The organism is Enterobacter bugandensis (assembly GCF_900324475.1).
GTDB lineage: Bacteria > Pseudomonadota > Gammaproteobacteria > Enterobacterales > Enterobacteriaceae > Enterobacter > Enterobacter bugandensis.
This window is the reverse complement of the sequence record NZ_LT992502.1, coordinates 4,170,291-4,182,665: the sequence shown is the minus strand read 5'-3', so window position 1 is coordinate 4,182,665 and position 12,375 is coordinate 4,170,291. Positions and strand designations below refer to the sequence as shown.

General features: G+C 55.4%; 13 protein-coding genes. 6 read left to right on the top strand and 7 right to left on the bottom strand.

Translation table 11 applies throughout. From position 1 onward, the window contains the following. Positions 1-33: 33 nt before the first annotated feature. Entirely contained in the window at positions 34-1,545 is a 1,512-nt protein-coding gene (pepA, locus tag DG357_RS20250; RefSeq protein ID WP_028014577.1) for a leucyl aminopeptidase, read from the bottom strand. A 143-nt stretch (positions 1,546-1,688) separates the two neighbouring features. Between pepA and DG357_RS23235 the strand changes: the two genes are divergently transcribed. From DG357_RS23235 to mtgA, 6 genes are all read left to right on the top strand, one after another. Next, the gene (locus tag DG357_RS23235; RefSeq protein ID WP_213743486.1) at positions 1,689-1,748 is read left to right on the top strand and encodes a hypothetical protein; all 60 of its coding nucleotides are present in this window, start codon (positions 1,689-1,691) and stop codon (positions 1,746-1,748) included. A 63-nt stretch (positions 1,749-1,811) separates the two neighbouring features. Continuing rightward, the gene (lptF, locus tag DG357_RS20240) at positions 1,812-2,912 is read left to right on the top strand and encodes an LPS export ABC transporter permease LptF (RefSeq protein WP_028014576.1); all 1,101 of its coding nucleotides are present in this window, start codon (positions 1,812-1,814) and stop codon (positions 2,910-2,912) included. Continuing rightward, positions 2,912-3,994: an LPS export ABC transporter permease LptG gene (gene lptG / locus DG357_RS20235; protein ID WP_028014575.1), complete on the top strand. Its 1,083-nt coding sequence runs from the start codon at positions 2,912-2,914 to the stop codon at positions 3,992-3,994. Before lptF ends, lptG begins: the two co-directional genes overlap by 1 nt. A gap of 135 nt (positions 3,995-4,129) precedes the next feature. Beyond that, positions 4,130-6,463 (top strand): aerobic respiration two-component sensor histidine kinase ArcB, encoded by a 2,334-nt coding sequence (gene arcB / locus DG357_RS20230; RefSeq protein ID WP_045260464.1) that lies wholly within the window; start codon positions 4,130-4,132, stop codon positions 6,461-6,463. A 232-nt stretch (positions 6,464-6,695) separates the two neighbouring features. Next, the gene (gene elbB / locus DG357_RS20225; RefSeq protein ID WP_088204346.1) at positions 6,696-7,349 is read left to right on the top strand and encodes an isoprenoid biosynthesis glyoxalase ElbB; all 654 of its coding nucleotides are present in this window, start codon (positions 6,696-6,698) and stop codon (positions 7,347-7,349) included. Beyond that, a complete protein-coding gene (gene mtgA, locus DG357_RS20220; protein WP_049136842.1) occupies positions 7,346-8,071 on the top strand; it encodes a monofunctional biosynthetic peptidoglycan transglycosylase in 726 nt (241 codons plus the stop codon). Before elbB ends, mtgA begins: the two co-directional genes overlap by 4 nt. Positions 8,072-8,112: 41 nt before the next feature. On the opposite strand, the gene npr is transcribed toward mtgA, so the two are convergent. From npr to lptB, 6 genes are all read right to left on the bottom strand, one after another. Continuing rightward, positions 8,113-8,385, bottom strand: a complete 273-nt coding sequence (gene npr / locus DG357_RS20215) for a PTS phosphocarrier protein NPr (protein WP_025756690.1) — start codon at positions 8,383-8,385, stop codon at positions 8,113-8,115. Next, entirely contained in the window at positions 8,382-9,236 is an 855-nt protein-coding gene (gene rapZ / locus DG357_RS20210; RefSeq protein WP_014885397.1) for an RNase adapter RapZ, read from the bottom strand. The genes npr and rapZ overlap by 4 nt, the downstream gene beginning before the upstream one ends. A gap of 45 nt (positions 9,237-9,281) precedes the next feature. After that, complete coding sequence (ptsN, locus tag DG357_RS20205) at positions 9,282-9,773, bottom strand: PTS IIA-like nitrogen regulatory protein PtsN (protein WP_008501443.1); 492 nt, start codon at positions 9,771-9,773, stop codon at positions 9,282-9,284. 82 nt (positions 9,774-9,855) lie between these two features. Then, positions 9,856-10,143: a ribosome hibernation promoting factor gene (hpf, locus tag DG357_RS20200; protein ID WP_014171818.1), complete on the bottom strand. Its 288-nt coding sequence runs from the start codon at positions 10,141-10,143 to the stop codon at positions 9,856-9,858. A gap of 22 nt (positions 10,144-10,165) precedes the next feature. Further along, positions 10,166-11,599 carry an RNA polymerase factor sigma-54 gene (gene rpoN, locus DG357_RS20195; RefSeq protein ID WP_028014571.1) on the bottom strand — a complete coding sequence of 478 codons (1,434 nt, stop codon included), beginning with the start codon at positions 11,597-11,599 and terminating at the stop codon, positions 10,166-10,168. Positions 11,600-11,646: 47 nt separating this feature from the next. Next, the gene (lptB, locus tag DG357_RS20190) at positions 11,647-12,372 is read right to left on the bottom strand and encodes an LPS export ABC transporter ATP-binding protein (protein WP_028014570.1); all 726 of its coding nucleotides are present in this window, start codon (positions 12,370-12,372) and stop codon (positions 11,647-11,649) included. Positions 12,373-12,375 lie beyond the last annotated feature (3 nt).

Genomic DNA, 12,375 nt, shown 5'->3' with positions numbered 1-12,375 from the left:
GGGTAAGGCGAAGCCGCCACCCGGCACATTACATCACTCGTCGCCGTTAAAACCCGCACGATTAAGCAGGAACTGCGACAGCAGGGCCACCGGACGTCCGGTAGCGCCTTTGGCTTTACCGGAGCGCCATGCGGTACCCGCGATGTCCAGGTGCGCCCAGTTATATTTACGGGTGAAGCGCGCCAGAAAGCAGCCTGCGGTAATTGCGCCGCCAGGACGACCACCAATGTTAGCCATGTCCGCAAAGTTAGACTCCAGCTGTTCCTGATACTCGTCACCCAGCGGCAGACGCCATGCGCGGTCACCGGCCTGCTCGGACGCGCCGATAAGCTCGTGCGCCAGCGGGTTGTGGTTCGACATCAGGCCGGTGATGTGATGGCCCAGGGCAATCACGCAGGCACCGGTCAGGGTGGCCACGTCGATAACCGCTTCTGGCTCGAAGCGCTCAACGTAGGTCAACACGTCACAGAGTACCAGACGGCCTTCGGCGTCGGTATTCAGCACTTCAACGGTCTGGCCGGACATGGTGGTCAGGACGTCGCCCGGACGATACGCGCGACCGCCAGGCATGTTTTCGCAGCCTGCCAGCACGCCGATTACGTTGATGGGCAACTGAAGCTCCGCAACCATGCGCATGACGCCGTAAACCGCCGCCGCGCCGCACATGTCGTACTTCATCTCGTCCATGCCTTCTGAAGGCTTGATGGAGATACCGCCGGAGTCAAAGGTCAGCCCTTTACCGACGAGCACGATCGGACGCGCGTCTTCAGACGGGTTGCCTTTGTATTCGATGACCGACATCAGGGATTCGTTCTGCGAGCCGTTACCCACCGCCAGATAAGAGTGCATCCCCAGCTCTTTCATCTGCTGTTCGCCGATGACGCGGGTGATGACGTTTTTGCTGTAGGAGTCAGCCAGCTGGCGCGCCTGAGAGGCGAGGTAAGCGGCGTTACAGATGTTTGGCGGCATGTTGCCGAGATCTTTTGCCGCTTTGATACCGGCGGCAATCGCCAGACCATGCTGGATGGCGCGCTCGCCGCTGGTCAGTTCGCGACGGGTTGGCACGTTAAAGACCATTTTACGCAGCGGGCGACGCGGCTCGCTTTTGTTGGTCTTAAGCTGATCGAAGCTGTAAAGGCTCTCTTTTGCCGTTTCGACGGCCTGACGCACTTTCCAGTAGGTGTTACGGCCTTTGACGTGCAGCTCGGTCAGGAAGCAGACGGCTTCCATTGAACCGGTGTCATTCAGCGTATTAATGGTTTTCTGAATAACCTGCTTATACTGACGTTCATCCAGCTCGCGCTCTTTGCCGCAGCCAATCAGCAGAATACGCTCTGACAGGACGTTCGGAACATGGTGCAGTAACAGCGTCTGCCCAGGTTTGCCTTCCAGTTCGCCACGGCGCAGCAGGGCGCTGATATAGCCGTCACTGATTTTATCGAGTTGCTCGGCGATCGGGGAGAGTCGGCGCGGTTCAAAGACGCCCACAACGATGCAGGCACTCCGCTGTTTCTCCGGGCTACCGCTTTTTACACTGAACTCCATGCACTACGCTCCTGAATCTTAAAGACAACGGCGGCTGCTACGGATAGAATTGAAACCTTTCGTAACTCATGTCCGCTGTTGTGGTGACTTCGTGTTAATCTTACGTTACTACGGTTTCGACACGTCAGAAAAAGTCCTGAAGCGTGAATCCGCCGGATGTTTTAATCTTAGCGACGATTTCGACGACTCAAGAGAATAAATGACGTTTAAGCCATGAAACAAGCGATTTTCCAGCAAAGAGACGGGTTTTTACGGGCGTATTTAAAGTGATAATCATAAGATATCTGGTGCGGGAGACGCTCAAAAGCCAACTGGCGATCCTCTTCATCCTGCTGCTGATTTTTTTCTGTCAGAAGCTGGTTAAGATCCTCGGTGCGGCCGTTGACGGCGAAATTCCAACGAATCTGGTGCTTTCCCTGCTTGGGCTGGGGATCCCGGAAATGGCGCAGCTTATTCTGCCGCTGAGTCTATTCCTCGGCCTGCTGATGACCCTCGGTAAGCTGTACACCGAGAGTGAAATTACGGTGATGCATGCCTGTGGCCTGAGTAAAGCCGTACTAGTGAAAGCGGCGATGATACTGGCGCTATTCACGGGCATTGTTGCGGCGGTGAATGTGATGTGGGCGGGCCCTATGTCTTCCCGTCATCAGGACGAAGTGCTGGCCGAGGCGAAAGCAAACCCCGGCATGGCGGCGCTCGCGCAGGGGCAGTTCCAGCAGGCGACTGACGGAAACTCCGTGCTGTTTATTGAGAGCGTTGACGGCAGTAAATTCAACGATGTATTTCTGGCGCAGCTGCGTCCTAAAGGTAACGCGCGTCCGTCAGTGGTGGTTGCCGATTCTGGCCAGCTTTCTCAGCGCAAAGACGGTTCTCAGGTCGTCACGCTGAATAAAGGCACCCGTTTCGAAGGCACCGCGATGCTGCGTGACTTCCGTATTACGGATTTCCAGAACTATCAGGCCATTATTGGTCATCAGGCGGTGGCGCTCGATCCGACGGATACCGAGCAAATGGATATGCGCACGCTGTGGAATACCGATACCGACAGAGCGCGGGCTGAGTTCCACTGGCGTATTACGCTCGTATTCACCGTGTTTATGATGGCACTGATTGTCGTGCCGCTGAGCGTGGTGAACCCGCGCCAGGGCCGCGTGCTCTCTATGCTGCCAGCGATGCTGCTTTACCTGATCTACTTCCTGCTGCAAACCTCGATTCGCTCTAACGGCGCGAAGGGTAAGCTGGATCCGATGGTCTGGACATGGTTCGTTAACAGCCTGTACATCTTACTGGCGCTGGGATTAAACCTGTGGGATACGGTGCCTGTGCGCCGCATACGTGCCCGATTCTCGCGTAAAGGAGCCATCTAATGCAGGCGTTTGGCGTTCTTGATCGCTATATCGGTAAAACCATTTTCACCACCATCATGATGACATTGTTCATGCTGGTGTCGCTCTCCGGCATTATCAAATTTGTCGATCAGCTGAAAAAAGCCGGGCAGGGCAGCTATGACGCGATGGGTGCGGGGATGTACACCCTGCTCAGCGTGCCAAAAGATGTGCAGATCTTCTTCCCGATGGCGGCTCTGCTGGGCGCGCTGCTGGGGCTGGGGATGCTGGCTCAGCGCAGCGAGCTGGTGGTGATGCAGGCCTCAGGCTTTACCCGTATGCAGGTTGCGCTGTCGGTAATGAAAACCGCAATCCCGCTGGTGCTGTTGACCATGGCGATTGGCGAGTGGGTGGCACCGCAGGGCGAGCAGATGGCGCGTAACTATCGTGCTCAGGCAATGTACGGTGGTTCACTGCTCTCGACTCAGCAAGGTTTATGGGCGAAAGACGGGAAAAACTTCGTCTACATCGAACGGGTAAAGGGTAATGATGAACTGGGCGGGGTGAGCATCTACGCGTTCAACGACCAGCGCCGTCTGGAGTCTGTCCGACACGCCTCTTCCGCGAAGTTTGACGCTGAACATAAGCAGTGGCGTTTGTCGCAGGTTGATGAATCTGACCTGACCGATCCAAAACAGATTACCGGGTCACAGACGGTGACCGGCACCTGGAAGACCAACCTCACGCCGGATAAGCTCGGGGTTGTTGCGCTGGATCCTGACGCGCTCTCTATCAGCGGCTTGCACAACTATGTGAAGTACCTGAAGTCGAGCGGGCAGGATGCCGGACGCTATCAGCTCAACATGTGGAGCAAAATCTTCCAGCCGATGTCCGTGGCGGTGATGATGCTGATGGCGCTGTCGTTTATCTTCGGCCCGCTGCGTAGCGTGCCGATGGGCGTGCGCGTCGTGACCGGTATTAGCTTCGGCTTTGTCTTCTATGTACTCGATCAGATCTTCGGTCCGCTGACGCTGGTTTATGGCATCCCGCCGATTATCGGTGCGCTGCTGCCGAGCGCCAGCTTCTTCCTGATCAGCCTCTGGCTGCTGCTGAAACGCTCCTGATTGACCTCTCCTCGCTTCCGGTGAACCGGAGGCGAGGCTAATCTCCTGTTTCACCCCGCACTTTTTCTCACAACCTTCAACGTCCCGCCTCGAATTTGAGTATTATTGAGCGATAAAGTCGTGAAGGGATCCTCTATGAAGCAAATTCGAATGCTAGCCCAGTACTACGTCGACCTGATGATGAAGCTTGGGCTGGTGCGTTTCTCCATGCTGCTGGCGCTGGCGCTGGTCGTTCTGGCGATTGTCGTGCAGATGGCCGTTACGATGGTTCTGCATGGTCAGGTCGAGAGTATCGACGTTATCCGCTCTATCTTCTTCGGCCTGCTCATTACCCCCTGGGCAGTCTATTTTCTTTCCGTGGTGGTCGAACAGCTGGAGGAATCCCGTCAGCGCTTATCAAAACTGGTCGATAAGCTGGAGGAGATGCGCGAGCGCGACCTGAAGCTCAATGTTCAGCTTAAAGACAACATTGCTCAGTTGAATCAGGAAATTTCAGATCGTGAGAAGGCGGAGGCAGAGCGTCAGGCCACGCTGGAACAGCTGAAAATCGAAATGAAAGAGCGCGAGGTGACGCAGATCCAGCTTGAGCAGCAATCCTCCTTCCTGCGTTCGTTCCTGGACGCTTCGCCGGATCTGGTATTCTACCGTAACGAAGATAAAGAATTTTCAGGCTGTAACCGGGCGATGGAGCTCCTGACCGGGAAAAGTGAGAAGCAGCTGATTCACCTCAAGCCGCAGGACGTTTACTCCGAAGAGGCGGCCGCCAAGGTCATGGAGACGGACGAAAAAGTGTTCCGCCATAACGTCTCGCTGACCTACGAACAGTGGCTGGATTACCCGGACGGGCGCAAAGCCTGCTTTGAGATCCGTAAGGTGCCGTACTATGACCGCGTCGGGAAGCGCCACGGCCTGATGGGCTTCGGCCGTGATATTACCGAGCGTAAGCGTTATCAGGATGCGCTGGAGCGCGCCAGCCGCGACAAGACCACCTTCATCTCCACCATCAGCCATGAGCTTCGTACGCCGCTTAATGGCATTGTGGGGCTGAGCCGCATTCTGCTGGATACCGACCTGACCGCAGAGCAGGAAAAATACCTCAAAACGATTCATGTCTCGGCGGTCACGCTGGGTAATATCTTCAACGATATTATTGACATGGATAAGATGGAGCGCCGAAAGGTTCAGCTTGATAATCAGCCGGTTGATTTCACCAGCTTCCTTGCCGATCTGGAAAACTTGTCTGGTCTGCAGGCCCAGCAGAAGGGGCTGAATTTTGTCATGGATCCCACCCTGCCGCTGCCGCATAAAGTGATTACCGACGGCACGCGGCTGCGTCAGATCCTGTGGAACCTCATCAGCAACGCGGTGAAATTTACCCAGAAGGGGCAGGTGGCGGTGCGTATTCGCTATGACGACGGCGACATGCTGCACTTTGAGGTGGAGGACTCCGGGATTGGTATTCCGCAGGAGGAGCAGGACAAGATTTTCGCGATGTACTACCAGGTGAAGGACAGCAACGGTGGAAAACCGGCCACTGGTACCGGAATCGGCCTGGCGGTGTCTAAGCGGCTGGCGAAGAGCATGGGCGGTGACATCACCGTTGCCAGCCAGGCGGGCAAAGGGTCAACCTTCACGCTGACGGTGCATGCGCCGGCGGTGGCGGAAGAGGTAGAGGATACCTTTGAAAATGACGATATGCCGCTGCCTGCGCTGCACGTCCTGCTGGTGGAGGATATTGAGCTTAACGTGATTGTAGCGCGCTCGGTGCTGGAAAAACTGGGCAACAGCGTGGATGTCGCGATGACCGGTAAAGCCGCGCTGGAGATGTTTACACCTGGTGAATATGACCTCGTTCTGCTGGATATCCAGTTGCCGGATATGACCGGGCTGGATATCTCGCGTGAACTGACGCGTCAGTACGCGGCTGATGAACTGCCGCCGCTGGTGGCGCTGACGGCGAACGTGCTGAAAGATAAAAAAGAGTACCTCGACGCCGGTATGGACGATGTACTCAGCAAGCCTCTGGCGGTGCCTGCTCTGACCGCCATGATCAAGAAGTTCTGGGATACCCACGATGAAGAGGAGAGCACCATGACGTCTGTTGATAGCGCAAAAGCCCAAACGATACTCGATACCGCGATGCTGGAGCAGTATATCGATCTGGTCGGCCCGAAACTGATTACCGACGGCCTGGCGGTGTTTGAAAAAATGATGCCGGGTTATCTGAGCGTGCTGGAGTCAAACCTGACGGCGCGTGACCAGAAGGGCATCGTGGAAGAAGGGCATAAAATCAAAGGCGCAGCCGGCTCGGTCGGGTTACGCCACCTGCAGCAACTGGGTCAACAGATTCAGTCGCCTGATTTACCAGCTTGGGAAGATAACGTTGGTGATTGGGTTGAAGAGATGAAACAAGAGTGGCAGAACGATGTTGCGGTGCTTAAAGCCTGGGTGGATGCCAGAAAAAAATGACCCCGGCTAGACCGGGGTGCGCGAATACTGCGCCAACACCAGGGAAATCGTGGCTGCGCCTGTTTTTTAAAGTAATTTTCTAATCGGCGCCGCCGTAAAAATTTAGGCCGCACGCAGATAAGATAGCAAATCTTAAATGGTTTGTTACATGAATCAGTGAAATGTGTGAAGCATAGCGTTTTAATCAAAATTATTAATGTGCTTCAGCGAGTTGCAAAGAAGGATCGTCAAGATGAAAAAAATTGGTGTTGTCCTGAGCGGATGCGGTGTTTTTGATGGTTCAGAAATACATGAAGCCGTAATCACGCTGCTGGCCCTGACAAAACAGGGAGCAGAGGTTATCTGTTTTGCGCCCGACAAAAATCAGTCGGATGTGATTAACCATCTGACCGGCGAGCCGATGGGCGAAACGCGTAACGTGCTGATTGAAGCCGCGCGTATTGCCCGGGGAGAGATTCATCCGCTGGCGAAGGCAGATGCCGCTGAACTGGATGCGCTCATTGTGCCGGGCGGCTTCGGCGCCGCGAAAAATCTCAGCACCTTTGCTGCCGAAGGTGCCGCATGCACGGTTGACCCTGATCTCAAAGCGCTGACGCTGGCGATGCATGCCGCGGGCAAGCCGCTGGGTTTTATCTGTATTGCACCGGCCATGCTGCCAAATATTTTCGATTTTCCGTTACGGCTGACGATCGGAACCGATATTGATACCGCAGAGGTCGTCGAGGATATGGGGGGCGAACACGTTCCGTGCCCGGTCGATGACATTGTGGTGGATGAGGACAACAAAATTGTCACCACGCCCGCGTATATGCTGGCGAAGAATATTGCGGAAGCCGCCGTGGGCATTGAAAAGCTGGTCGCCCGAGTGCTGGTGCTGACGGAATGAGGCGTCAGTCTTCCGCAGGCGCATGGGTGAAACGCCTTCTTTTACGCATCGTTCTCGTCCTGGCGGTGTTCTGGGGGGGCGGCCTGGCCGTGTTCAGCATTTTGCCGGTACCGTTTTCAGCGGTCATGGTTGAGCGCCAGCTTAGCGCGTGGTTCTCCGGTGATTTCGGCTATGTTGCCCATTCTGACTGGGTGAGCATGGATGAAATTTCTCCGTTCATGGGGCTGGCGGTTATCGCGGCGGAAGATCAAAAATTCCCGCAGCACTGGGGGTTTGATGTGGCCGCGATCGAAAAGGCGCTGGCCCATAACGAACGTCACGAAAACCGCGTGCGCGGTGCGTCAACGCTGTCGCAGCAGACGGCTAAAAACCTGTTCCTGTGGGATGGCCGAAGCTGGGTGCGAAAAGGGCTGGAAGCGGGCCTGACCCTGGGAATGGAAACGGTCTGGAGCAAAAAGCGTATTCTGACCGTTTACCTTAATATCGCCGAGTTCGGCGACGGGGTATTTGGTGTCGAAGCTGCATCACAACGCTATTTTAATAAACCTGCCAGCAGGCTGAGCATGTCGGAGGCGGCGCTGCTCGCGGCTGTTCTGCCTAATCCTGTCCGCTTCAAGGCCAGCGCCCCGTCAGGGTACGTGCGAAGCCGTCAGGCGTGGATCATGCGCCAGATGCGCCAGCTGGGTGGGGAAGGGTTTATGGAGAGAAATGCGTTAATGTAGGGCGGGTAAGCGCAGCGCCACCCGCCAGAATAATAGCAGGCCTAATCTTCGTCGAACCCGGCGTTAAACAGCGCAACTACCGCTGCCAGAGCTTCCTCTTCCTGAGGACCGGTGGCTTCAACCTCAATCTGACGCCCTTTGGCGGAGTCCAGCATCAGCAGCGCAATCACGCTGTTGGCTTCCGCTTCGGTGCCTTCGTCATTACGCAGCAGCACTTCTGCATCGAAACCCTGCATCAGCTCAAACAGCTTCATCGCCGGGCGTGCATGCATGCCCAGCTTATTGGTGATCTCAACGGTTTGTTTTACGGTCATGTTTTACGTTTTTCCAGCGTGCGATGACGGGACTGAACGTTCTTACCGCGCGAGCGGAAATAGTCGGCCAGCTGTTCGGCGATGTAGACCGAACGATGTTTACCGCCGGTACAGCCAATCGCCACTGTCAGGTAGCTACGATTGTTTGTCTCCAGCATAGGTAACCATAGCTCAAGGTAGCTTCGCGTCTGGTAGATAAAATTGTGAACTTCTGTGTGTCGGTCGAGGAACGCCGCCACGGGCTTATCCAGACCGGTCATTGGACGCAGTTTAGGATCCCAGTGCGGGTTCGGCAGGAAGCGCACGTCGAAAACATAGTCCGCATCAATCGGAATACCGTGCTTAAAGCCGAAGGATTCGAACACCATCGTCAGCTCGCGCTCGCGTTTGCCCAGCAGCCGGGTTCGCAGCATTTCCGCCAGCTCGTGAACGGACATCTCTGAGGTGTCGACAATCAGATCGGCACGAGAGCGCAGCGGCTCAAGCAGATCGCTCTCTTCGTCGATGGCGCTCTCCAGCGAGAGATTCTTGCTGGAAAGCGGATGCAGACGACGGGTGTCGCTGTAGCGGCGGATCAGGGTATTGCGGTCGGCGTCAAGGAACAGCAGCTGAGGCGAGAACGCGTCAGGCAGGTTACTCATTGCCTGTTCGAAGATCTCTGGCGATTCCGGCATGTTACGAACGTCGATACTGACGGCGGCGGAGGTTTGTCTCTCCGCTAACGTGCGTGCCAAATCGGGCAATAACACGACCGGCAGGTTATCGACGCAGTAAAAACCCATGTCTTCCAGCGCGCGCAGAGCAACGGATTTCCCCGACCCTGAACGACCGCTGACAATCATCAGCACCATGTTCCGTTTCTCCTCAGGACAACAGATGTGAAGGCCATCACCTGGTTATGCGTCATCCTGATTGCCTTCTGCTTCAGTGATAATTTGATAAAGCTCTTCATCACTTTGGGCTGAGCGCAGTCGACGGCAGATGGTTTTATCCGCCAGACGTTTAGCAACCAGCGAAAGCGTATGCAGGTGGGTCTTGGTCTGGTCGGCAGGCACCAACAGCGCGAAGAGGAGATCGACGGGCTGGTTATCAATGGCGTCAAAAGCGATTGGCGTTTCCAGCTGCACAAACACACCGACGGCACGCAGGGTGTCCTCTTCCAGCTTGCCGTGCGGGATCGCGATGCCGTTGCCGATACCGGTACTGCCCATCTTTTCACGGGTCAGAATGGCTTCGAACACCACCTGCGGCGGCAGGCCCAGCTGTTTTGCAGCCAATTCACTGATGATCTCCAGCGCACGTTTTTTGCTCTGGCAGTGAACGGCACTGCGGGTACATTCCTGGTTAAGGACATTGCTCAGTTGAAGAGCGGAATCGTTGTTCATCATAATTTCACCTAAGCGCTAACTGTACAAATGGCCCGTTGTGTTTCACAACAGGCCGTCCTGCACCCGTTAACTGCCCGGACAATTAGTGTTGTTTCAGTTTATCTTTATGTTTATTGAGCTGTCGCGCAAGCTTGTCAATCAAGCCGTCGATAGCCGCGTACATGTCTTGCCCTTCCGCACTGGCATGGAGTTCACCCCCGTTTACATGCAGGGTTGCATCCGAGATATGAGTCACTTTCTCCACTTTTAACACAACGTAGACCTGATTGATCCTTTCGAAATACTGCTCGAGTTTCGCGAACTTAGCGTTCACGAAGTCACGTAAAGCCTCAGTAATCTCGACGTTATGTCCTGTGATATTGAGCTGCATAGTGTCTTCCTTATCGGTTGTGTCAGACCAGCTGTTTACGCTGGTTAGACGGCGGAATGGATAAAGACTCTCGATACTTCGCAACAGTACGACGTGCCACCATAATACCCTGATCGGACAGCATGGTGGTCAACTTACTGTCACTTAGTGGCTTCGCGGGATTCTCCGCGGCGATCAACTTCTTCACCAGGGCGCGAATCGCCGTTGAGGAGGCTTCGCCGCCACCCTCGGTGTTCACGTGGCTGGAGAAGAAATACTTAAGCTCAAAAATACCGCGCGGACTGTGCAGATACTTCTGCGTAGTAACGCGGGAAATAGTGGATTCATGCATCTCGACGGCCTGGGCGATATCCGCCAGCACCATCGGTTTCATATACTCTTCGCCCTGCTCAAAGAAGGCCTGCTGCTGTTCGACGATGCAGCGGCTCACGCGAAGCAGGGTATCATTCCGGCTCTCAAGGCTCTTGATCAACCATCGCGCTTCCTGAAGATTGCTGCGAATATATTGATTGTCGGAGTCGTTGCGCGCGCTGGTACACATGGAGGCGTACTGCTGGTTGATTTGCAGGCGAGGGATGCTATCAGAGTTCAGTTCAACGACCCAGCGGTCATTGTGTTTTCTGACCAGCACGTCCGGGATAACGTACTCGGGTTCGCTGGTCTGGATCGACTGACCGGGACGCGGATCGAGGGACTGAATCAGATTTACCGCCTCTTTCAGCACCTCTTCCTTCAGGCGCGTGACGCGCATCAGGGTGCGGAAATCGTGGTTAGCCAGAAGATCCAGATGATCGCTGATGATTAAGCGTGCCTCGTCGAGCCACGGCGTCTCTTTGCTGAACTGAGAAAGCTGGATCAGCAGACAGTCGCGCAGGTCCTTCGCGGCCACCCCGACCGGATCGAAGCGCTGAATGCGTTTCAGTACCGCTTCAATCTCCTCAATCTCAATCTCTTCATCGCCCATGCTTTCCAGAATGTCGTCCAGCGTGACGGTCAAATAACCGGTGTCATCAACGGCGTCGACAATCGACGTGGCAATAGCGCGGTCGGTATCGGAGAAGGGGGTAAGCTCTACCTGCCACATCAGGTAATCCTGCAGCGACTGGGTGGTTTCGCCCTGGTAGACCGGTAGCTCGTCGTCCTGGTAGTCTGCACGCGTGCCGGAAGGGGTCCCGGCGGTATAGATTTCATCCCAGCTGGCATCCAGCGGAAGCTCGTCCGGCATCTCTTTTTGTTCGAGTGCATCCGCGGTGTCGAGCGCTTCTGTGTCCTGTGACTGCTGGGTATCTACCTCGTCATGAAGATCGGCTTGCTCCAGCAGGGGATTGCTGTCCAGCGCCTGCTGGAGCTCCTGCTGGAGTTCTAAGGTGGACAGTTGCAACAGACGAATTGCCTGCTGTAACTGCGGCGTCATCGCCAGCTGTTGGCTGAGCCTTAATTGCAAACCTTGCTTCATGTTCAGAGCATTTTTCTCCGGTTCGGCGTTACGTTACCTCTACCCTATCAGAGTCTGAAGTCTTCCCCAAGATAGACGCGCTTAACATGATCGTCTTCGAGGATCTGCTGCGGCGTACCGTGAGCGATCAGATTGCCCTGGCTCACGATATACGCGCGTTCACATACCGCCAGCGTTTCACGAACGTTGTGGTCGGTGATCAGCACGCCAAGTCCGCTGTCACGCAGATGCTCGATAATGCGTTTAATGTCGATAACGGAGATCGGGTCAACGCCCGCAAACGGTTCATCCAGAAGGATAAACTTCGGATTGGCGGCCAGCGCGCGCGCAATCTCAACACGACGGCGTTCCCCCCCGGACAAGGCCTGGCCCAGGCTGTCGCGCAGGTGTTCGATATGAAACTCTTCCATCAGCTCGTTGGCGCGATCCTGACGCTGTTCGTTGGTCAGGTCGTCGCGAATTTGCAGGACTGCCATCAGGTTATCAAAGACGCTCAGACGACGGAAAATAGAGGCTTCCTGCGGCAGATAGCCGATGCCACGGCGCGCGCGCGCGTGCAGCGGCAGCAGGCTGATATCTTCATCGTCAATAATAATGTTGCCGGCATCGCGCGGCACAATACCCACCACCATGTAGAAGGTGGTGGTTTTACCCGCACCGTTCGGGCCAAGCAGGCCCACAATTTCGCCGGAGTTGACGGTCAGACTGACATCTTCTACGACACGGCGGCCCTTATAGGCCTTCGCGAGATTTTTTGCAGTTAATGTTGCCATAGC

What these genes read in the sequence shown, in the direction of transcription:
- rapZ (WP_014885397.1), bottom strand. Translation starts at nt 9,236, where the DNA reads ATGGTGCTGATGATTGTCAGCGGTCGTTCAGGGTCGGGGAAATCCGTT.
- npr (WP_025756690.1), bottom strand. Translation starts at nt 8,385, where the DNA reads ATGACCGTAAAACAAACCGTTGAGATCACCAATAAGCTGGGCATGCAT.
- elbB (WP_088204346.1), top strand. Translation starts at nt 6,696, where the DNA reads ATGAAAAAAATTGGTGTTGTCCTGAGCGGATGCGGTGTTTTTGATGGT.
- mtgA (WP_049136842.1), top strand. Translation starts at nt 7,346, where the DNA reads ATGAGGCGTCAGTCTTCCGCAGGCGCATGGGTGAAACGCCTTCTTTTA.
- rpoN (WP_028014571.1), bottom strand. Translation starts at nt 11,599, where the DNA reads ATGAAGCAAGGTTTGCAATTAAGGCTCAGCCAACAGCTGGCGATGACG.
- ptsN (WP_008501443.1), bottom strand. Translation starts at nt 9,773, where the DNA reads ATGATGAACAACGATTCCGCTCTTCAACTGAGCAATGTCCTTAACCAG.
- lptB (WP_028014570.1), bottom strand. Translation starts at nt 12,372, where the DNA reads ATGGCAACATTAACTGCAAAAAATCTCGCGAAGGCCTATAAGGGCCGC.
- lptG (WP_028014575.1), top strand. Translation starts at nt 2,912, where the DNA reads ATGCAGGCGTTTGGCGTTCTTGATCGCTATATCGGTAAAACCATTTTC.
- hpf (WP_014171818.1), bottom strand. Translation starts at nt 10,143, where the DNA reads ATGCAGCTCAATATCACAGGACATAACGTCGAGATTACTGAGGCTTTA.
- pepA (WP_028014577.1), bottom strand. Translation starts at nt 1,545, where the DNA reads ATGGAGTTCAGTGTAAAAAGCGGTAGCCCGGAGAAACAGCGGAGTGCC.
- arcB (WP_045260464.1), top strand. Translation starts at nt 4,130, where the DNA reads ATGAAGCAAATTCGAATGCTAGCCCAGTACTACGTCGACCTGATGATG.